The sequence below is a fragment of the Vibrio sp. A2-1 genome, from assembly GCF_021728355.1.
Taxonomy (GTDB): domain Bacteria; phylum Pseudomonadota; class Gammaproteobacteria; order Enterobacterales; family Vibrionaceae; genus Vibrio; species Vibrio splendidus_K.
Genome location: NZ_JAKKCO010000004.1, coordinates 89,466 through 111,191 on the forward strand (window position 1 = coordinate 89,466; position 21,726 = coordinate 111,191).

Annotated in this window: 21 protein-coding genes; 16 read left to right on the forward strand and 5 right to left on the reverse strand. The window is 44.3% G+C overall.

From position 1 onward, the window contains the following. The first annotated feature begins 97 nt into the window (after positions 1-97). Positions 98-712, forward strand: coding sequence for a TetR/AcrR family transcriptional regulator (locus L3V33_RS14890; protein ID WP_054546703.1), 615 nt, complete (start codon positions 98-100; stop codon positions 710-712). A 28-nt stretch (positions 713-740) separates the two neighbouring features. Here L3V33_RS14890 and L3V33_RS14895 read toward each other — a convergent pair whose 3' ends face one another. Further along, positions 741-1,652 (reverse strand): LysR family transcriptional regulator, encoded by a 912-nt coding sequence (locus L3V33_RS14895; RefSeq protein WP_114633185.1) that lies wholly within the window; start codon positions 1,650-1,652, stop codon positions 741-743. Positions 1,653-1,808: 156 nt separating this feature from the next. Between L3V33_RS14895 and L3V33_RS14900 the strand changes: the two genes are divergently transcribed. Together L3V33_RS14900 and L3V33_RS14905 are read left to right on the forward strand one after the other, a co-directional pair. Beyond that, positions 1,809-2,114: a monooxygenase gene (locus tag L3V33_RS14900; RefSeq protein WP_060982885.1), complete on the forward strand. Its 306-nt coding sequence runs from the start codon at positions 1,809-1,811 to the stop codon at positions 2,112-2,114. Positions 2,115-2,190: 76 nt separating this feature from the next. Continuing rightward, positions 2,191-2,565: a hypothetical protein gene (locus L3V33_RS14905; protein WP_114633184.1), complete on the forward strand. Its 375-nt coding sequence runs from the start codon at positions 2,191-2,193 to the stop codon at positions 2,563-2,565. 95 nt (positions 2,566-2,660) lie between these two features. On the opposite strand, the gene L3V33_RS14910 is transcribed toward L3V33_RS14905, so the two are convergent. Together L3V33_RS14910 and L3V33_RS14915 are read right to left on the reverse strand one after the other, a co-directional pair. Beyond that, on the reverse strand, positions 2,661-3,179 hold the full coding sequence (locus L3V33_RS14910) for a lipocalin family protein (protein WP_237290727.1): 519 nt from the start codon (positions 3,177-3,179) through the stop codon (positions 2,661-2,663). A 150-nt stretch (positions 3,180-3,329) separates the two neighbouring features. Next, the gene (locus tag L3V33_RS14915; RefSeq protein WP_237290728.1) at positions 3,330-4,190 is read right to left on the reverse strand and encodes an AraC family transcriptional regulator; all 861 of its coding nucleotides are present in this window, start codon (positions 4,188-4,190) and stop codon (positions 3,330-3,332) included. A gap of 154 nt (positions 4,191-4,344) precedes the next feature. Here L3V33_RS14915 and L3V33_RS14920 point away from each other — a divergent pair, with 154 nt between their 5' ends. Continuing rightward, positions 4,345-4,521: a hypothetical protein gene (locus tag L3V33_RS14920; RefSeq protein ID WP_237290729.1), complete on the forward strand. Its 177-nt coding sequence runs from the start codon at positions 4,345-4,347 to the stop codon at positions 4,519-4,521. Positions 4,522-4,646: 125 nt separating this feature from the next. Continuing rightward, positions 4,647-6,377 carry an amidohydrolase gene (locus L3V33_RS14925; RefSeq protein ID WP_237290730.1) on the forward strand — a complete coding sequence of 577 codons (1,731 nt, stop codon included), beginning with the start codon at positions 4,647-4,649 and terminating at the stop codon, positions 6,375-6,377. A 106-nt stretch (positions 6,378-6,483) separates the two neighbouring features. Here L3V33_RS14925 and L3V33_RS14930 read toward each other — a convergent pair whose 3' ends face one another. Together L3V33_RS14930 and L3V33_RS14935 are read right to left on the reverse strand one after the other, a co-directional pair. Continuing rightward, positions 6,484-6,972 carry a hypothetical protein gene (locus tag L3V33_RS14930; RefSeq protein WP_050644589.1) on the reverse strand — a complete coding sequence of 163 codons (489 nt, stop codon included), beginning with the start codon at positions 6,970-6,972 and terminating at the stop codon, positions 6,484-6,486. Between the two features lie 305 nt (positions 6,973-7,277). Beyond that, positions 7,278-8,621: a CAP domain-containing protein gene (locus L3V33_RS14935; RefSeq protein WP_237290731.1), complete on the reverse strand. Its 1,344-nt coding sequence runs from the start codon at positions 8,619-8,621 to the stop codon at positions 7,278-7,280. Between the two features lie 405 nt (positions 8,622-9,026). On the opposite strand from L3V33_RS14935, the gene L3V33_RS14940 reads away from it, so the two are divergent. From L3V33_RS14940 to L3V33_RS14990, 11 genes are all read left to right on the forward strand, one after another. Then, positions 9,027-10,289, forward strand: coding sequence for an amidohydrolase family protein (locus L3V33_RS14940; protein WP_054546711.1), 1,263 nt, complete (start codon positions 9,027-9,029; stop codon positions 10,287-10,289). 238 nt (positions 10,290-10,527) lie between these two features. Beyond that, entirely contained in the window at positions 10,528-11,937 is a 1,410-nt protein-coding gene (locus L3V33_RS14945; RefSeq protein WP_054546712.1) for a cation:dicarboxylase symporter family transporter, read from the forward strand. A 95-nt stretch (positions 11,938-12,032) separates the two neighbouring features. After that, positions 12,033-13,481 carry an FAD-dependent oxidoreductase gene (locus L3V33_RS14950; RefSeq protein ID WP_114633178.1) on the forward strand — a complete coding sequence of 483 codons (1,449 nt, stop codon included), beginning with the start codon at positions 12,033-12,035 and terminating at the stop codon, positions 13,479-13,481. A gap of 127 nt (positions 13,482-13,608) precedes the next feature. After that, the gene (locus L3V33_RS14955) at positions 13,609-14,031 is read left to right on the forward strand and encodes a rhodanese-like domain-containing protein (protein ID WP_065205599.1); all 423 of its coding nucleotides are present in this window, start codon (positions 13,609-13,611) and stop codon (positions 14,029-14,031) included. Between the two features lie 104 nt (positions 14,032-14,135). After that, positions 14,136-14,582, forward strand: coding sequence for a pentapeptide repeat-containing protein (locus L3V33_RS14960; RefSeq protein WP_065205600.1), 447 nt, complete (start codon positions 14,136-14,138; stop codon positions 14,580-14,582). Between the two features lie 168 nt (positions 14,583-14,750). Beyond that, positions 14,751-15,995, forward strand: a complete 1,245-nt coding sequence (locus tag L3V33_RS14965) for an alpha/beta fold hydrolase (RefSeq protein WP_065205601.1) — start codon at positions 14,751-14,753, stop codon at positions 15,993-15,995. A 186-nt stretch (positions 15,996-16,181) separates the two neighbouring features. Next, on the forward strand, positions 16,182-17,753 hold the full coding sequence (locus tag L3V33_RS14970) for an amidase (protein WP_237290732.1): 1,572 nt from the start codon (positions 16,182-16,184) through the stop codon (positions 17,751-17,753). Between the two features lie 59 nt (positions 17,754-17,812). Further along, entirely contained in the window at positions 17,813-18,811 is a 999-nt protein-coding gene (locus L3V33_RS14975) for a DUF2860 family protein (protein WP_237290733.1), read from the forward strand. 104 nt (positions 18,812-18,915) lie between these two features. Continuing rightward, complete coding sequence (locus tag L3V33_RS14980) at positions 18,916-19,935, forward strand: response regulator transcription factor (protein ID WP_237290734.1); 1,020 nt, start codon at positions 18,916-18,918, stop codon at positions 19,933-19,935. Between the two features lie 294 nt (positions 19,936-20,229). Beyond that, the gene (locus L3V33_RS14985) at positions 20,230-20,715 is read left to right on the forward strand and encodes a TetR/AcrR family transcriptional regulator (RefSeq protein WP_346730228.1); all 486 of its coding nucleotides are present in this window, start codon (positions 20,230-20,232) and stop codon (positions 20,713-20,715) included. Between the two features lie 113 nt (positions 20,716-20,828). Continuing rightward, on the forward strand, positions 20,829-21,335 hold the full coding sequence (locus tag L3V33_RS14990) for a GNAT family N-acetyltransferase (RefSeq protein WP_171314704.1): 507 nt from the start codon (positions 20,829-20,831) through the stop codon (positions 21,333-21,335). Positions 21,336-21,726: the final 391 nt, after the last annotated feature.

Sequence of the window (21,726 nt, forward strand, 5' to 3'; positions counted from 1 at the left end):
AGCGTAAAACGAGACACATAGAACTGAGCACCAACAGGCACCAAGCAACGAGACAAACTAGGTAACGAGACAACACTAAGTAACGAGAAGCAAGCACGTGACTAAAATCATCAAGAGTGAACAGAAGAGATCGCAGATCTTAACCGCAGCCAGCCAACTTTTCTCTGAACATGGCTTCAAGATCAATATGGATCAGATAGCCAAAGCAGCGAACGTTTCCAAGCAAACGGTCTACTCTCACTTTAAAAACAAAGACGAACTTTTCGAAACCTGCATGCAAACCAAGTGTGCGGAGCGAGAACTCAGTCCTGCTGCCTTTAATATGGATGCAGCGGTGGGTGATGAGTTGGTGAAATTTGGTGTGAAATTTCAGGATTTGTTACTTGATGAGCAATCTAGACAAACCTTCCAAAATGCCATTAGCCAAGCGAATACGCATCCAGAGATCGCCTCAATCTATTTAGAAACTGGGCCTCAGAAAACCACAAAATTACTCGCCGATTACCTACAGTCGAAAATAGAATCTGGTGATCTCACACTGTCGACATCAAGCTCGCCAGTCATTGCTGCACGCCAACTGTTGCTGATGTTTCACGGCAAATCGGCGTATTGGGGATTCTTCGGACACGATAGCGGTGAGTCACAAGATGAAAGACTTCACTACACGCGTGAATGTGTCGCACTATTCTTAAACGGCAACCAACCTCGTTAATAGCTCATAGCTAAGTTTCTCATAGCACCTAGTCCGCATTCTGGGCTGATTCAAGAAGCAGTTCATAGAAACGATTAGCAGCAGGGCCTGTCTTGGCTCCTTTTGGCAAAGTCAGGTGCAGCGGAACGTGATACCCACTGCCATTTTCGACATTCAACACAGTGAGCTTGTCACTTCCTCGACTTTCAACAATGTGCTTAGGCAATCGGCAATAGCCCACACCCTGCCCTACCGCGCCAAACGCATGGTCGAAATTATCCACCGTAATACGCTGACTCGACTTCAACCACCCTACATCCTTTTTCTCACCTTGTTTTTTACTGCCTTGACTAGCTTGAGCACCTAAATCTCTCACCACAATTTGTGGAAGAGACGACAGCTGATTAAGCGATATGGATGACATGCTAGCTAACGGGTGCGAGCAAGCAACGACAGGCTCCATCATCGTAAAACCAAAGGCTTCAGCAGGATAATTGGTGATCGGTAAGTTGATAATGGCAACATCAACCAATTCTTGAATGACCATTTCCGTGGTCTTAGACAATGAAGTTTCAATCACTTGTATTGATGTGGTGTTATTCTCAGCCATAAACGCAGCCATAGGTTTGTAAAGGCGCTCAAGACAACACAAATGATCAACCGCCACCACAATTTCAGACTCCATACCTTTTGCTAGCTGTTCACTGATCAACTCTAGCTCGCGAGCTTGTTCCAACATGCTACTCGCTCGGCGCAGCAGCGACTTTCCGTCTTCCGACAGTACCGCCCGACGACCTTCAACCTGAACCAAAGACACGCCCAGTTGATCTTCCAGTTTTCTCAACGCATAAATCAGCGTGGTGTGGCTCTTATTCAATTGCAGTGCCGCCGCCTGAATGCTGCCAGCCCGGTCTATCTCATAGAGTGTTTGCCATTGGTCGAGGGTGGTCTTTAATCTCATTGGTCTAAAATCCTGACAGTTATTAACTATATTATGAACTTTTCTGTCTGTTTTTTACAGGTAATATCTATTTCAACAGGCAATCAAGCCTCCTATGTTTTGCGAAATGACCATGAGTCTCAGCGCAATACCAAGTAACTGTTTGGAGAAATAACCATGAAATTATTACAAGTCGATTTTGAATTTAGCGGCCCATTTGGTGAAGAGATGTCGAACGCACTCGTTGACCTAGCAAAGTCTATTAACAACGAACCGGGTATGATCTGGAAAATCTGGACAGAAAATGAAGCTGAAAAACTGGGCGGTGGTGTCTATCTTTTTGAAGACCAACTCAGTGCAGAGACGTACCTAGCGATGCATAGCGCTCGCCTTAAACAGATGGGCGTCGACGAAGTACGTGGTGTGATTTTTGACGTTAATCAGCCTTTAACTACCATTAACAAAGGCCCAATCAACGACTAGTTAATTCGCTGAATGAAAACAAAGCGATTGAAATGAAAATAGAAACAGCGAAAGGCACGAGATAGAGAGATAACAAATGAACAATAAAACGTTTTTAGGCCTACACGGCATCATTTACGCAGGGTTTGCCTTCGCGTTGTTTTTCCTACCAACGGTCATGTGGCCTATGTACGGCGTGGAAATTAATGATAGGTACGCTTATTTTCTCTCTCAACACACCAGTATCTTCCTTGGTGGTATCGCCGCGATAAGCTGGTTATTGCGAGATATTGAGCCCGGAGTCAGTGCCAAAAAGCTCATCCAAGGTTTGGTTGTGGCCAACATGCTGGGTGCCATCATCACCCTGTATGCCGCGTTTACAGGCATTTTTGTTGGCTTCGGCTGGAGTGATCCTGCGTTCTTCCTTTCACTATCGGTGCTCAGCGTGTTGCAGGTTCGTCGACAAGGCTAGTTCATACAAAACACGAAACCAATAAAAAGGGAACAGGTGCACTCTTCATCTGTTCCTTTTTCTCAATCAACTGTCGTTAACTTCGCGCGCTCAGCTTATTTGCTGTGCTCAACGTAAATCAATTCATCAGTATTGAAGCCACGCTCTTTAGACATCGCTTTGAACTTCTCCATCACTTCTGGCGCAACCTCTGGTGTTCTTGAAAGTAACCACAAGTAGTCAGTATCTGGGCCCGAAACAAACGCGTATTGGTAGTTCTCTTTATCCAACTCGAACACCACATAAGCGCCATAGAATGGACCAAAGAACGACACCTTCAGATAGCCTTGTTCGCTGCCTTCGACAAAATACGCTTTGCCTTCCGCCTCGTTCCTTTCGCCATCTTCAGCCGAATAGCCGCGGTTAATCACCTTAACGCCACCATCATCACGCAGACTGTATTCGGCACTGATGTTGTCTAAGCCACGCTCAAACGAATGGTCTAAACGAGCCACTTCGTACCATTTCCCTAGGTATCGATCCAACTCGAACTGTTGAACGGGCTTAACCGTTTCAGGCATGCCAACGCAACCACCCAATAGAATCACACTAAGCAGCAATAATATTTTTTTCATCCTAACCTCGGCTTTTTTTTATTAGTAATGAGAGTAAGCCTTGTGAAAACATAAACTTACATCCTTGGTAATACGTTAAATCCATTTTTAAAGTTCACCTAACTGTAATTTATTCAGAATCTTATGTGAATGGTTTAGTCTGTGAATGAATCAATGGTGTTTCATTGCTATTCGATATTGAGTCGGAGTCACCTGCTTATACGATTTAAACTGGCGATTAAAGTTGGCTTGGTTGTCGTATCCCACTTTCTCCAAAATCAGATTCACTGGCAGTGAAGTATTAATCAATAAATCACACGCCACATTGAGCCTAATTTTCTTTAGCCTTTGACTAAAACTCTCGTTGTAGTGTTTTTGAAATAAGCGCCTAACGCTACTCTCACTAATGTAGAGATGCTTGGCTAAGTCATTAACCGAGATGTCGTGATTAAAATTGTTCACCAAGAAAGCTTCAACCTTGTCCAACTTATCGCTGACTTCATCTTCATCATCCGAGTTGAAGACAGGGTTAATCAACTGCACTACCTCTTGATCCTCAAGCAAAAGTGCAAACAAAGAGAACAAGGTAAGCAGTTGTTGATGTGGCGACTGGTTCATCACCTTATTCAACAATTCCGTCGCTTTCTCTGCAGTCGCGGGTGAAAACTGAAGCCCTTTCTTTGATTCTTCTAGCAATACACGTAGCGGTTCGAGCTCTCGACAGCACGCTATCAATTGCTCTATCCAATCTTTGCGAAACCAAACTACGTGCGTTTCACATATTTGCGAATCATCAGTGCTCTCGTCCGAATAGATGGCATGAGGTAAATCTGGCCCAACCAAGATCATGTGGTTGTGAAACACATCGCTTTGGTGATGCCCAATAAAGCTATGGCCAGTAAAGTGACGATGAATCGCGATCTCGTACTCTTCATGTCGGTGCCAACCATAGCTTTTACTGTTCTCGACAATTTTCTTATAGCGCCAAGACATGCCAACTCGTTGTGGCACTTTTTCCAAGTAACCTTTCATTACGATACTCAATGACCTTTTAATATTGAAAGTATACGTAACAAACCACCCAAATCAGCACATTGACTGAAAAGTATTGAACATTGCGCTGACGGTACTCTTCTCTTCGTCTCCGATAAATATACTGCAAGTGAACTTAATCAGGAGAGCAACTATGGACACTTTATTATTAAAAATTCGCGATATGATTCTTGCCACACGTCAGCAGTGGATCGGCGAGATCACCTACAACCACAATATTAAGAGTGACCACACCTGGAAATTCTATGGCTATAACTCTTATGACGAATATAAGAAAGATCTGCGTAAGAGCCTAAGACAAGAGTCGTAATGAATGGCTTATTCAAACCACAATTTATTGATTAATCGCGGTTTTTATTTGTCATTCATGTAGAGTTTCACACTTGCCACTCGCTTTCTATACTTACTAAACAGTGGAACATGGAAGACATAATAATGAACAACAAGCTCACTCTGCCATGCACTGCATGGATAGCATTACTCGCAAGCTTAACGGCCGTAGCGCCGGTTCTTGCACAAGCCAACACAGTTGTCCAAGCGCAAACAGCAGTTCAAAGCCAAAGTGCTGACCAGATTTTTACCAATGCAGATATATACGGGCATCGTGAGTCGAACTCGATCGTTACCCACAAAGGCAAGATCATCTTCATCGGTAACCAATCGCAGGCACAAACTTTTCAAGGGCAACGTACCGATGTTATCGACTTAGAAAATGCCTTTGTCCTTCCGGGATTCATTGACAACCATAACCATGTGTTTGAAGCCGCCTCAGAGCTGGGTGGCAATTGTGAACTCGACTCTGAAGCAACGTTAGAAGAGCAAATCCCCTACTTAGAAGCGTGTAAGATCAATGCTGATACCGATGGCAGAGGTTGGCTTATGGGTTATGGTTTTTCTTTAGAAGCGACGCTCGATAGCGACTCTGACTACACACCACTTGAGATCATCGATAGCATCTTCCCGGATCGCCCTGTGGTGATCATGGAGCAGACTTCACACTCGATGTGGGTCAACTCAAAAGCGCTAAAAATCGCTCGAATCAGCCAACAATCTCCGGACCCACAAGGCGGCGCTTATTTAAAAGACCAAGACAGCGGCAAACTCAATGGCATCTTATTAGACAATGCTGGCGATCAAGTGATGGAGATGGCTTGGAATAGCCAAAGCGAACTGTTTGAGCAAAGCTACCAAGGGTTAATGTTCGGACTTAAGGAAGCGGCAGCCCACGGCATCACAACCATTGGCGACGGTCGCATGTATTGGAAACGAGGTTGGTATGACGTTTGGCTAGAGGCCGAGCAAAATCAAGACTTAACGGCGCGCGTGTCGCTGCGCCCTTGGGTATACCCATCGATGGCAATACCTTCTCAATTAGAAGTCTTTGAGAAGATGTATTCCGACGATAAAAGCCGTCTGTTACTTGTCGATCAGGTGAAAATGTACAGCGATGGCATCTTCATCAATGGCACCGCCAAAACGCTCGCGCCCTACTTAGATACTTATCTTCCCCAGTCTCCTAATGGCTTGAACTATATTCCGCCAGCACAGATGAAAGATTGGCTAACTGCGCTCGAAAAAATAGGTTTTAGTGCGCACATTCATGCCATTGGTGATGGTGCCGTTCGTGAATCGCTTGATGCGATAGAAAGCATTCGCAAACAAGGTTCAACCAAACCCTACACCCTAACCCATGTCGAATTAATCAATGATGAAGATGTGCCACGCTTTCGCCAATTAGACGTAAGCGCAGATTTCCAAGTCGGCTCTGATTACGTTGCAAGGCATCAACACCAATGGGCCGAAGCTTTTCTTGGTGCTCGCCGTGCCAAAGCCATGATGAACTTAGACGCAATACTTAAGACTGATGCCAATATCACCTTAAGCAGTGACTGGAACGTACACGACATCAACCCATTGGTTGGCATCGCGAACAGCTTAATCATGGGTAAAACAGGCCTAACTGATATCTATACCGCCATCGACGCTTACACGATTAATGCCGCTTCTAGCTTGGGCATCGACGACATCACTGGATCTATTGAGGTAGGAAAATCGGCGGACTTCGCTATTCTCGACCGAGACATCACCACAGTGTCAGCAAGACAAATAGCCAAAACTCAGGTGTTGATGACGGTGTTGCGAGGAGATATGGTTTACGAAAAATAGAACCAACGAGCACGTCGAATTGGTTATCGCAACTCAAACGAAAACGAAAACGAGCCAACTTATTCAGCTGGCTCGTCTGTTATTCACATCTGTATTTTATGTTGTGTTACGCGTTGGTGTCTTTAAGCGCGTTCACATTTGAATCTTGCTTTTCATCCAGAGCAAAGTAGATCTTCGACACAATCACTTCAGCAACCAGAATCGTAAATACCACAGCGAAGAACGCTACCACGCCACCCCAAGGGCCTGTGAAGCTCACCTTGTCACCGAACATAAGGTTTATCGCTTCTAGCATGACGAATTTTGATCCAACAAGAATAATGTATGTCGACAGTGCTCGATACACCTTAGGTGCCGTTCCAGATTTCTGTTTGAAGTAATCCGCTACCTTATGTTCTAAGCCAATAGAGAGCTTCAACAATAACTGTAGCAACAACGCCGCTATCAAAGAAATAGTGAAAGATTCAATGTTGACGAAGTCCCAGTACTCATCGAAAAAGTTAAGCACTACTAAGTCCACCAGCACGGCTAACGTGTAACCTACAAATAGGCGTTGTGGTGTGTTGAACCCGTAAACTTTGTCTGATTTAGTCATTCTGTCTCTCTCTAATTTGATAAGTAGCCTTGATTTGAAATACATCTTAGCGTTCGAATAGAAGCAAAACTTACCATTTCATGACACCACTCAAAATCATTCACAACACAAATGAATCGTCATAATGTCTTCGCACCTCCACCTTCAATAATCCTGATCGACCACGTATCACTGTAAAGTAAACTGGCACTATCGAGCAAAGTGCCACTCTCGAGTAATTTGCTACTCCCAAGTAACCTTCCACTACCAACTAAAGAAAGAATAGAGACGCTAAATGGATGACCCGTATTTAAGCAATGAGTGTGTTAGTTGAAATCTTGCGTCCAATAAGACATCTTCGATGTATCTGACTTACTGACTTTGTATCCAATCCCCATCTTTGTGTGTCGGCTATTCATCACGTTTTGGCAGTGACCTTCGTGACCAGCCCAACTATTAAGACCGGCATTGTTAACTTGCCCATCACTTCGCGGACTGGTGTAACCAAAAATAGGAATCACAACCGAATTGGATGAGAGGACAAACGCATTCTGACCAGAACTGTTCACAACAAAGTGACCTTGAGCATCTCTTCGGTACTGCTCATCAGAGTTCAATTGGGCATTACTCGCCGTGTTACTATCCCAAGCGATAGGAGCTGCTGGTGGGTAGTTACCACTCGAAAACGATGAACCAAAGGCATCACAATAACGTTGTGCCGACCTCGCACAATTTGTCGAGATAACAGATTGGTACTTGATACTGTTCTGGCTTAAATCTTCCGGAATGTTCACAATTCGGCACCATTTTTCATCGGCAACGCCTTGACCGGGCATCCCCCAAATCGCACCATTCAATAATTGATTTGTATCTAGTGAAGCGAAATCGATAAGAGTGTCGCTATTAAGCTGACCTAGATCCAAATCGATCTTTCCAGATGAAGTGTTCAACTCGAAGATCGAGGCCCCAACCTCCTTAGCTGCTGCATTAATTTTATCGCGCTGTAATAATTCCCAAGAATCACCAAACCGCTCTTTTGACTGCTCTCCATAAGCTTGAGCGATAAAATCGTAAGTGGGTAGATTAGACTCCACTCCGTTCTCATCTTTGGAAACTACGCTGCCAACGGTTTTAAATTCCAACGAACTGTCGAACACCGCATCGTTAAACACATACGATCCCAAGAGCTCACTAGAACAAGCGTTGCTTTGCATATCGTATCGATATTCAGAAATTGTACCGTCCACAAGTAACTGATGACTTTTCCTTTGCGCGCTTAACCCTGCGGTTTCATAACAGTGCCAATCGTTAACAAAGTTACTGCCATTATCGATAACGATCGTTGGTACCGCGATATCCACATCAACCTTCTGAGTATCCCCACCTTTGAATGCAGGCAGTTCATTTTTAACGGTTATAGAAGAATAATTTCTGATCGGAGCCGTTGTATCGACAAAGCCTTCGATAGCAAAAATCATATTGTTGCTAAGAGCTTTAATGTCAGGCTGCTGAGAGGTAGATGATGAGTCGGGATTACTTGGATTACTTGGATTACTTGGAGCATTAGCGTTGTTAGAAGTTGTACTGTCACCTCCTGACGAACTTTCTCCGCCACAACCTGTAATAATCAGTGCTAAAAGGGCGACTGCCGAGATATTTTGTTTTTTCATGAGTTAATCCTTAACCATATATTTTTCTTGATGTAAGGATGTTGCCTCATAGAACGAACTTAAATTTCAGACCAATGTCAGAGCCCCCAAATACTGACACCGATTTAACATTTTATAAGATATTGTCAATTTAACGTTCGCCCTTTAAGTCTATGAACTAATTCAGCATTTCCCTTAAGCCTTCCGTTTTAAAGCCAGTTACAGTTCGGTAAATTGATTCTCAACACAAGGTGACGACGATTTGAAATACACCTGAACGTTCGAATAGGAAAAACTTAGAAATATAGAAAAGCACCAAAAGATAAGTCTCGTTATTGCTTGTCACCAAATGGCCATTCTTTAAATGCTGCGCCCCATATGATGACTCCATCAGCGACACACACTCATTTCCAAAAGGTGCAGACTATGAAAAAGCTAATCACTAACGCGAACGTATTTAACGGTGTTGATAACAACTTAATCGAGAACGTATCAATCCTCATCGAAGATAACTTGATCACTCAGATTGGTGAGATTGATTCAACGTTAGCCGATGAAATTATTGATGCTCAAGGCGGCACGGTCATGCCAGGCCTGATTGATGCGCACGTTCATATCACGCTCTCTGCCTCTTTTAATGTCATTGATACAATGACCCGTGAAGAAGTGGCGATTCGCTCAGCAAAGATTTCAGAAGAGATGTTGATGCGCGGTTTTACGACTATTCGTGATGTGGCGGGTAACACGCTTGGCCTAAAGAAAAGTATCGATAACGGTTACGCAACTGGCCCACGAATTCTTCCTTCAATGGCCGCTATATCTCAAACCTGTGGTCACTCCGATTACCGTCAGAACCAAGCACAAGAACGTTTGGCAAACGGTCACGAAGATTCACCAATGATGAAGCTAGGTGCCATGAAAATTGCTGATGGTCGTTCAGAAGTATTAAAAGCCGTACGTGAACAGCTGTTTATGGGCGCTTCTCAAATCAAGATCATGGCAGGTGGCGGTGCATCTTCAACGTTCGACCCACTAGACACGTTGCAATTCACATCAGAAGAAATGAAAGCCGCGGTTGATGCCGCTTCTGATTATGGCACTTATGTTGCCGCGCACATCCACACCTCTGATGCGATGCGTCGAGCAGCCGAAGCGGGCGTGATGTCTTTCGAACACGCAACAATTATGGATGACGACATTGCCGAGATCATCAAAGAGAAAGGCATTTGGGTGATTCCGTCTTACTTCACCTCTTCATTGATTGCAGAACGCAAAATCCCACTGCCGAACGAAGAGACATACCGAAAGACAGAACGCGTAGGTAAAGCCATGTTCAAATCGGCGGAACTGATTAAGAAATACGATATTCAGAACATTGCTTTTGGCACTGACTGCGTGGGTGAAACCAACGTTCATGCAACACAATTGAATGAACTTGGTGCGATTGAGAAAACATTCGACACCATCACAGCACTTCGCATGGCGACATCAAACTGTGGACGCTTGTTCGAGATGTCGACTTACCAACACCCATACCAAGAAGGCAAGTTAGGTCAGATCGTTGAAGGCGCGTATGCCGATCTATTGATTATCGATGGCAACCCACTGGAAGGCGTAGCGTGTGTTGCCAACACAGAGACACAAAAGCTGATCATGAAAGATGGCAAGGTATATAAAAATAACCTCTAATTAAGAACCTAAAGATTAGAATAAACAACGGTGCTATGGCGGATTCGTCATAGCACCGTTTTCTTATTTGAAAATTAATTGTGATTTTTTACCGTCTTTTTTAATCAAGCTTCGTCTTACAGATATTCCTTCACTGGACAACGCTTCAAACCTTGTGCGCCTTTGGTAAAACACCACCTCACACACGTTATGTGCCCCACTCCAGTGCTTTTATTTGATGTAGATATAGGAGCTTAAAATGAGCTTTACGTTACTGGCACTGAGTGCCATTTTTCTCGGCTTTTACGTCGTGTTATCTCGCTTTAAAAAACAGAAAAAAAGCTTCAACTTCCGCGTTCTTAGCGCACTGGTTGGCGGCCTTCTGTTTGGTGGCATTATCCAAGTAGTACTGGGCACCGACAGCGCGGCTGGCTTGCAGTTCTCAGAGCTTATCTCTTTGTTCGGTAATGGCTACGTCAAGCTACTCCAGATGATAGTAATACCGTTAGTGTTTGTTGCCATGACAGCTTCCATCATGAATGTAGAAGGCACCAGTGCACTCTCGAAAATCGCACCTAAAGTGATTGGCGTGTTGATTTTCACCGTGGCTATTTCTGCAGTAATCGGAATTGCGAGTATCTACTTGTTCAACATCGACGCGAACAGCTTAGTCAATGCAATGGGAACTAGCACTGCCATTGAAGCGCGCAGCGATAGCCTGCTATCGACTCAAGAGCTGATGTCGAACAACACCTTCACAAGCTTGGTGTTGTCTATCATCCCGACCAATATTTTTGAAATGCTGACTGGCGCAGAAAGAACCTCAACACTATCGACGGTTCTATTCGGTATGTTCCTTGGTTTTAGCATTCTCCAAGTGAAAAAGCGTAAGCCAGAGAAAGTGCAAAGCTTTGTTGATTTCATCAATGCAGCAAAAGAAGTCGTGCTATCGATGGTGCGAGAAATACTTAAGCTCACCCCTTATGGCGTATTTGCTTTAATGACCAAGTTCATGATGAGCAACGATTTGTTCGCACTCTCTGAAATGGGCCGATTCGTTATTGCAAGCTACGCGGCAATCGCAGCGATGTTCATTGTTCACCTTGTACTTGTTGGCTTGTTTGGTTTGTCTCCGAAGACATTCGCTAAAAAATCTTGGCCCGTACTGGTGTTCGGATTTGGTTCTCGCTCAAGCATGGCAGCCATTCCGCTAAACGTTGAAACACAAACTCAGCGCCTTGGTGTAGATGAAGAGACAGCCAATATGTCGGCAACATTCGGGACCAGCATTGGCCAAAACGGTTGTGCCGGTATTTACCCTGCAATGCTTGCCATCATGGCTGCACAAGTGATGGGTATCCCGATTGATTTGAGCTTTGTTCTACAACTTATTGCCGTGATTGCCATTGCTTCATTCGGTATTGCGGGTGTAGGCGGCGGTGCGACCTTTGCAGCGGTTGCCGTGCTAACCATCATGGGATTGGACATCACGATTGTAGCGATACTGGTATCTATTGAAGCCTTGATTGATATGGCACGCACCGCTCTCAATATCTCTGGGTCGATGTTGTCTGGTGTTCTTACTGCTAAGACTAACGGCTCATTGAATACAGAACAGTACAAAGCACAAGCCCTGTCGAATACGACCAATGGCGAGATTCCAGCTTAAGTTTTTAACTTAACGTCAGTCGCTTCAAGTCACTCAGAATCATCCCAATAAACACAGGGCGCGAATGCCGCGTCCTTATAAGAAGAAGTACCACTATGAAAATCGTAATTTTAGGTGGCAGTGCTGCTGGTATGAGCTTTGCTGCCAAATACAAAAGAAACCAACCCACAGATGACGTTATTGTCATTGAAAAACGCAGCTACCTTTCGTTTGGTGCCTGCGGTTTGCCCTACTTTGTTGGCGACAAGTTCCCAAATACAGATCGCATGATCTCTCGCACGCCGCAGCAAGCCATCGATTCCGGACTCGATGTTCGTATCAATACTGAGGTGGTCGCAGTGAACGCTGCTGAGCAAATCATCACAGTCAACACGCAAGGCGAATCACAAGATATTCCGTTTGATAAGTTAATCATCGCGACAGGTGCGCGCCCTTTAATTCCAGACTTCGCGACCTCTTTTCGTGTGGGTAATCATGATCGTGCTGATTCGAATAGCACCGAGCATGTTTACACACTCACTAGCATGGAAGATGGCGTTGCCATGAAACAAGCCATGCTCGCAGTAGATAAACCTCGCGTTGCAATCATTGGTGCAGGTTTTATTGGATTAGAGATGTTCGATGCGGCACATGACTTAGGAAAAGACATCACCATTATTGAGCGCGAAGCGCACATCATGAGCCGCCAATTCAGCCCAGAGATGATCTCCGACGTCGAAGATGCCATTCGTGACACAGGAACCAACCTGCTGACCAATACCCAAGTCGAACACATTGAACGTTTTGCTTCAAAAGACAGCGACGAAGGGAATAGTGAGAAAGCGAGTTATCTGCTTACAGTGAGCAAAACTCGATCCGCGACCAATAACACTAACGAAGCCACCAGCCATTCGGTAGAACCGGAATACATCACCATTCAAGCCGACATTGTGATTCTGGCGCTTGGTTTCAAACCTAACACCGAGTTGTTTGACCTGCCAAAAATGGGCAACGGTGCGTTATTAGTCGATAAGTTTGGTGCAACGTCAGTACCGAATGTTTACGCGGTGGGCGACTGCGCGACGGTTCATCATTTAACGCTTGATGAACCCGTGTATTTGCCACTCGCCACCACAGCTAATAAACAGGCTCGAATGATGGCCGACAAATTGGCAGGCAAAGATACCTTCCTTGATGGTTTCTTAGGTTCATCTTCATTGAAAGTGCTGGATTACGAGCTTGCTAGCACAGGTATTTCTCATTGGATGGCAAACCAATACGCAGTGCCAACCAGTACCTCAGTCATTAATGACAAGAACCAAACGGATTATTATCCCGGCCAAGAAGACATCAAGATAAAACTTGCTTACGACCCTGAATCTAAACGCCTTTTAGGCGGCGAAATTGTCAGCAAGAAAGGCGCTGTAGGTCGGCTAAATGCATTAGGCGTTGCAATTACTGCAGGCATGACGACTCAACAATTGGGTTACCTTGATTTCAGCTACGCTCCTCCTTTTGCACGAACATGGGACGCGCTGAATGTGGCGGGCAATGTTGCGAAATAACAGTCTCAAAATAACCAGACGAAATAGCTGCCTTGAAGTAACCAAACTAGATAATGAATGAAATAACTAAGTGACACCGCAACACAAAACACAGAACCGTCATCCTATTTTAATAAGAGAGAAAACCATGGCACAAACCATTACCAAAGGCATTAAAGCCCTAAAAGAAGAAGCCTACCAAGTCGTTGAAGATATGTCGGTAGAAGAAGCAATAGCGCTATTCAACGGCAGCGACGACAAACAAAACACACTTGATGACTACGTGTTTGTCGATGTGAGGGAAGCCGAAGAAAGAAACAAGCTCGGCATTATTCCCGGCGCTTTTACTTGCCCAAGAGGCATGTTGGAATTCTTGATTGACCCTGAATGCCCCGTTCACAATAAGGTGTTCAACCAAGACAAAACCTACGTGTTCTATTGTGCCCACGGTTTGCGTTCTCTTTACGCTGCCAAGATGGCCGCGGAGATGGGGTTAAAACCCGTTAAAAACCTCGCAGGTGGTTTTGCTGCTTGGGCGGAGCAATCAGGTGACATTGAACTTCCGATTTAATAGAACTGTCTATTAAATAAGGCTAACGACTAAACAAAGCTTTCAGTTAATGAGAGCCCGCTGGTGACTAGAACAGCGGGCTCAATAAAATGATGATGTGAAGTATGAACAAATACACTCAACAAGAACTTTATTCTATTCTTGAACAACACAAACTATGGCTAGAAAACCAAGGCGGTGAACGTGCACAATTACGTAATGCCGACCTAAGTAACCTAGTACTTCAAAACATCGACCTGCGTTGCGCTAACCTAATTCGTACCAATTTTAGTGGCGCCGATTTATCAGGCACTGACATGAGTGAGGCTGATATCACCCATGCCAATTTTAGCCACGCCAACCTGAACAACACAGCTTTCCGCGATGCCGATTTACGAAACTCAGACATGAGCCACGCACAAATGCTCAACGTTGATCTAAGTCGCGCTGATCTATTTCGCACCGATTTCAGTCACGCTAATCTCAATGATGACGCGTTGAATCGAGTAGACCCAAGCAATACCATCATCAAGCTACGCAACCCCAACCAACAATGTTTCGCTTTTGAGTAGGAGCAACATAGCAACGATATCAAATTTTCCAACAGCCGAAATCAGCGGGTCTTCAAGACAATATACGCTCAAACATAATGGATAAGATGACTCTCTGCTTTATTGCTACTATTAAACACAGGTTTTTGATTTATGGATGAATCGGGTTGATTTAAGGATGAAATTAAAATGAGGCGATTACTTACTGCACTATTTTTCAGTTCAGCATTGTTACTCAGTTCAGTGTTATCAGGTTGCAATAACTTTAAAAACCTATCTAATGAGATAGAAGCCATCGACTCCATAACCAATCAATACATGGTTACCTTGAGTCAACCTGCCTCCGGCTCTGCCGTGGTGATTGAACAAATCAAAGACATCAATAAAAGCGAAGTGGATGGCTACGATGGCATCATAGACAGTGACAGCATTCACTTGCACGTATCAAATAACGTCCACTACCTACTTATCTTTGAAGATAAAAATCAAGATCTTACCCTACAAGCCAATGAAGCTTTCAGTGTGGTAAAACTTCGTTCTCATAAAGACAAATCAACAATAGAAGTCTCATTATCCGTTAATGAAAATGAAGCCCCAAGTGCGTTTGTTGATCGTTCGTTATCTTCGCTATTGAAAATAGAATTAGACCTCGTTGATATAGGCACCGTGGCAAATTTAACCGATCCTCCTTTTGAGAAAGGGAACGCAAAGCTCGGTATGTGGCAACCGCTGACATTTTTGGTCGAAGGTAATGCGGGTCTCTATTTTTTATCTGAATATGACCCAGCTAAAATCCCGATCTTATTTGTGCATGGGATCAATGCAACGGCTTTAGATTTCTCCCCTCTCATTGGAAAAATAGACCAATCTAAATACCAAATATGGGTGTTTAACTACCCTTCAGGTTTATCTCTATCTTTGAACTCGAGAGGCTTAAATAACCTGTTACACACGGTGGTGACTGAATATAAGATCCAACAATTACATGTTGTTGCCCACAGCATGGGCGGCTTGATCGTGACCAACAGTATTCGTCAATGCCGAATCGGACAGCTATGCGACTTTGTAAGCAGCGTAACCACCATCTCTTCGCCGTTTGATGGTGTTAAGTCTGCTAAACAAGGAATGGAGTACTCCCCCGTGGTAATGCCTGCATGGGTTGATTTAAATCCAGACGGAAAATTTATCGCTGACTTATTCATTGATAGCAGTGAGATTCACATACCCCACTTTTTGGCCTTTGGTTATAACTCGGGCGATCTATTTAATACCAACAGTAGCGATGGCGTCATCAATTTATCAAGCCAGTTGTCGCGCCCCGCTCAATTGAATGCCGACCAAATTCGCGGTTACAACGAAAACCATCTCAGTATTTTAGACAATGACGCTCTGTTTGAAGACTTGTCCAGCTTTTGGTTAACAGCTGAGCGATAACCTCTCCCTATACATAACCCGACAAACCAGTTGGCGTGAATGGTATGAACATTGGCGGTATTTGCACTGCAAGCCAACACGCTAATCTTTATTCTAATCCCATAAATAAGCACACGGAGTGACGCTAAGCCTAGCGAGCTAGGTTTCGAAACAAGGATAGTGACTTTCTAACTTGGGATAGAAACGATGACTATCAATGAATTAAAACGCAGAGATTTTTTCAAAGTTATGGGGAAAGGTGCTGTTTCTGCTGCGGCTCTCTCTCTGCCGACCTTAGCGAATGCAACGCCAACTTCACCAATAAATTTACCTTCAGATCACCAAACCGTTGACTCGCCACTGGATGCAACTGAGATGGCAAATCTGATAAGAGACAAAAAAGCCTCGCCAAAAGAATTCGTACAAGAAGCCATCTATAAAATTCGCCAGACAAACGATCAAGTTAATGCGGTTGTTTCTGAGTGCTTTGACTTAGCGCTAGAGCGTGCCAACTCATTTAACCCGAACTCCCCTTTTGCAGGCGTGCCTTTCTTAGCGAAAGACTGCGTTGATGTTGTCGGGCTTGAATGCACGATGGGATCGAAGCTAAACCAAGGTAGAAAGCCCAACGCTACCTCTTGGTTTATTCGTGCAACACAGAATGCAGGGCTCAACACCATTGGTATGACGAATATCCCCGAGATGATGACACTAGGCTGCACGCAGAATCCCCTTTATGGCGCGACGCGTAACCCATGGGATCTAAGCCGAGGTGTTCACTCATCGACTGGTGGTGGCGCAGCGGCAATTGCTGCTGGCTATGTACCATTAGTGCATTCCACTGATGGTGGCGGCTCTTCGCGCATGCCCGCTTCAGCGACAGGTATTTTTGGCTTTAAGCCAAGTCGAGAATCTTTGATTTCAGGGCTAACTGACGGCTCAACAAACGAAGATTTTACTCATCAATCGTTTATGTCGAGAACCGTTCGTGATGCAGCTTTGGCTGTATCAGTCACAGAGCATCATACAAAAAATGACTTTGAGACGCCTTTTCCTCGAACTCCCATAGGAATGGTTAATGCTTCTCTTAACCGTCAGGTAAAAATTGGCGTCACCCTCAAAGATATCCACGGCAGGCTTCCCGATGAAGATACTCTCGCAGCTATTCGTTCGACGGTCTCTTTGCTCGAGAGCCTTGGACATATCGTTATCGAAGTTGATCAACCGATACAAGATGGCGATGTATTCATGCACAACTACATGGGCGTATTTGGCAACAAAATGGCAAGCTTTGCTGAGCAGTTCGACCGCCTAGGCATGCCGCTAGAATCGATGCCCGACAAAGTAAGCGATAACATCGTCTATCTAGCTCGTACGATGCAAGCGCGCTTGAAAGCCGCTCCTAGCTTGTATACCGACTCTCAAGAGCGATGCCGAAATTTCGCACTCAGTCACAACCGAGAATTCTTTAAAGACATCGACGTATGGCTGACTCCTTGTGCAAACCATGTTCCTTTAGATATTGAATATTTCGACCAACAAACGCACTCAGGCAAAGAGATATGGGTACGTTCAGAGAAATTAATGTCTTATACACCAATCGAAAACGTGGCAGGTAATCCCGCCATGTCGGTTCCCTTGTATTGGAACAAGCAGAACCTTCCCGTCGGTAGCCACTTTTCTGCAGCAAGGGGCAACGACCGCCTGTTATTTGAATTGGCCTATCAACTAGAAAACGCCAAACCTTGGGCAAACAGAAAGGCCCCGATTGCGCTTTAACAAGCAATTCACTTTCGAAGCAGTTCAATTTAGAAAATCATTCAAGTACGAGTCTATTGATGAAACATATTATTTTCCTATTTTTGGCGAGTCTGACGCTTGCACCTTACTCATACGCAGCTCTAGCACCAAGCGAAGGCTTCAGTGGCAACATGACCTTCTTAACGGGCTTCACCGCAAACTCAAGCAACCTAGATGTTGGGCAAAGCAATCATCAATCTCAAGCCGATTTAATGTCGTCGGGTAATACCGAAGCAGAGGGAATGGTCGCTGTTTTGGGTTCAATGCAATACACCTTTGGCGCTTTGAATCACAAACAGTTTTTCTTAGGTACCTCAAGAGACGACATCATCACAGGTACGTTGGCATTTGAAATTGGATATAGGCAGCAAGTCGAGAACGGTATGGTGGTTGAATTTTCTATCTTACCAACTCTGATATCAGGTGAAGTATGGGATGACCCTTATGCCGTTGACTCAAATAGAAAAGAAACCGACCTCACCGGTAATGTCGTTCGAATGCAGCTTTCAAGAATAATGAGCTCGAACTTTAATCTCGATGTCGCCTCTGGTGAGTCCGACGTTAAAAAAGAAAACACCGGCCTAAAGGGCCTTGGTTTAACTGAAGAAGAACGCGCACTAATGATTCGAGAACGAAAATATTTTTATCTCAAGTCTGGTTACCAGTATTTATTGAAAGATGGCTCTGGCATTCTCACACCTTCAATGAATGTTTTCTCATCAGACTCTGAGGGTGATGCACTATCGTTCTTGAGCCTTGGCGCGGAAATCAACCTAGCGAAAAGATTTGGAAATCATGGCCTTGCTTTTACACTCAATGCAGCAAAACGCAGCTATGATAAAGAGAACCCAATCTTTAATGAGACTCGTGAAGACAAAGACTTTGGAGCCTTCGTTGCTTATGAATACACCAATATCTTTGGTACAAAAAACTGGTCTTTGGTATCACTACTTGGCGCCAAGACAACAAATTCGAATATTGAGTATTACCAATCATCGCAATACGTGGTTTCAGTAGGTGTTGATTACAAATTCTAAAGTTGAACTGCGAGTTTCATTGCTTGTAACCCGTAAACAAATCCTTTAATTTGGGCATATTAACGAGAAGAACACTCTTCAATCACCAGTAATAACAGGGAGTTATGGTGGAAAGTTTCAGTACTCAATTGCCCATATTCTGGTTTAAAACTTTAGATTCTGCTATTCAGGCTAGAATTGGAGACAGCAGCGACATCTGGTCGGGAGCAGAGGCCTATAAACAACTTTGCTCCGCCGAATCGATCTCGGCTTATCAGCTTCAAACCGCCATCAACAATATCTACCAACATTTTGATCATGAGCTGATCGACTTATTTGATGAATCGGCTCGCTACTTCGATGAGCTTGAAATGGGCGCGCCGGTAATGGCCATGCTCACCGCGCCAGATCTCGCCAGCTTTTGCCAACTGCTGAGTCGCTACTCCATTCATATACATCCGCTACTGAAAATATTCAGTCGTGAAACAGAGAGTGGCGAAGTTGAGCTTTGGGGCGTCACACCCGAGTACATTGACGAAACCACACTGATGACACACATCAGCTTGGGGCTCTATTTCAGTATTATGATCAAGCTCGTTCGCAGATACCTTAATGCGCCGAATCAAAAGCTCGCCATTCACATCCACAAGAACACCATCGGTGATGAGTTCTTGAGCATCTATGAGCGTGTCTTTAATGTTGAAATGAAGGAAGGCTTCCCCGCCCGCTATCTCCTTTTTCCTAACGATCTTGTCCAAACGAAACCTCGCCAATTCCAAGCTGACTTTCATACAGAGCTAGTAAGAATCGCTGACCAACAGATGGAAAAAACGTTAAAAACCAACTTAATCTACAAAGTGAATGAAACGTTCAAAGTGCTTGCGGTGAAAGATACTAACCTAGATAGCGTGGCGAACAATCTTCATATCAGCCCTCGAACCCTGAATCGTAAACTTAAACAACAAGGTGTGAGTTTTCGTCGCTTGTTCGATAAATACCGACTTGAACTGAGCATGATGTTACTGAATCAAAACGGCGGCAATATTACCTATGTAGCTCACGAACTTGGCTTTTCAGACTCAAGCGCATTCAGCCGAGCATTCAAGAATTGGACTGGGCACTCTCCTACCGGACTAAAGTCGTAGGCTTACAGTGCTGATGATGCCAATATCACTGATGGGTACGCTGAACACCTAGGCTCAAGACAATTGCCTATCTTGAGCCGACTACTCCCAAACCTATACCTACTCAAATTCAACGATCTTTAAAGATCTTGTGATCCTCATTTATGTTGTATATTATCCGCACCACAAATTACAGACCGGATAGTCGGTCTGTAAAATAATTGAGTGATATTCATGGACAAGAAGCAGCAAGCAATCCAAGCCGCGATTGAATTATTCGCGACACAAGGCTTTGAAAAAACGTCTATCGCACAGGTGTGTGAAACGGCAAAAGTATCGAAGGGTTTAGTTTTTCATCATTTCAAAAACAAAGATGACCTACTAAGACAGGTGTTTGTTCGCATGGCAGAGATCATTAATGAAGTCGGCGAAAGTGTTGACTTGTCCAGTGAGGGAATGTCAGTAAAAGAGAGGTTTATTAACCTTATCGAGCACATCTTCTTGTCGATGGCCGACCCACAACAAAAACTGTTTTATCAACTTGATTACCAAGTGAAATGTCAGCCGTCGTTAAGGCTGATATTAAAAGACCTGTTGGACGAACGCTACCAACTGATGATGGATTCTTTTGAAGTTATTCTATGTGACATCCCTAATGCCAACAGCATTGTCGACGACCACATGTTAATCGCCGATATCGATGGTATCGCACTCAATTACTTGTTCTCGGATGGTGATTACCCGTTAGAACAAATTAAAGAACGCTTCATAGCTAAGTACTTACTGCTGCTGGATTTATAAGTACCTCGCTTAAAGCTCAATAGAACGTTGTTGGCTATCTAAAGTAACTCTCTATCTAAAGATATCTATCAGAGAACGCTAGCAACAAATAATTTAAGTTAGGAATTTTTCAAATGAAAACCCCTTATGAAATTCAATACCAAGCTTTCGCCGCTGCAGGTGGGCTTTACGACGAACGCCATGCAAAACTGTACGCAGAGTTTGCCGACGATCTTATTGCCGATGGCAGCTTTTCTATCGTGCATGAAGGCGTAGCACACGCATGCTACACACCAATCACAATAGACGCAGCACCACACCTGAAGTGTTATGTGCTTGCCCCTTTAGCTGTATTGCCAGAATACCAAGGCAAAGGCTACGCGACTCGATTGATGGAAGAAGCCGAGAAGCAACTCGACGCTGACGTTATCTTCGTAATGGGCGACCCTATCCATTACGGAAACCGTTACAACACGCCACATAATGTGCTTCCGCCAGTAAAAACACTTGCACCTCTTGAGTGCTGGTTCGCTAAAGCACTGACCCCTGGCGCACTAGACGGCGTGGGAGAATCTACTTCAACCGTCACTGGCCCTTACGCAAGCGAGCTAATGTGGGGGCACCCAAGCGAGCAAGTTTAAGAGATGCTGATTTAAACAAAATATAAGTAAAAAATGGAACGCTCAGGCGTTCCATTTTTGTTTGGGTGAAGTGTAATGCTTGTCTGAATTGAGAACGTTGATATCCCGTGCGTTCGGGCTGATTTCGAACACCCTCCCCCTCATGTTAAGTTCATCAACCCCTTTCGATTTATGACCGAGGGGGAGAATCTTCTTTGGCGCTGAATGTGTAACTGCGCATGTAACGACCGGCATTCTATTCCTTCCCTTTCCACGAAATACAATGGGTCGAAGATGCTGATTGAGGGGAGGCTAAGAGAGGATTCTTGGGGTAAGGCTAACTCAGAATTGCCCCTTTATGAGTTTGCGCAATAAATCGCAGTTAAATCTAGCTAGAATCTCACCTTACCTT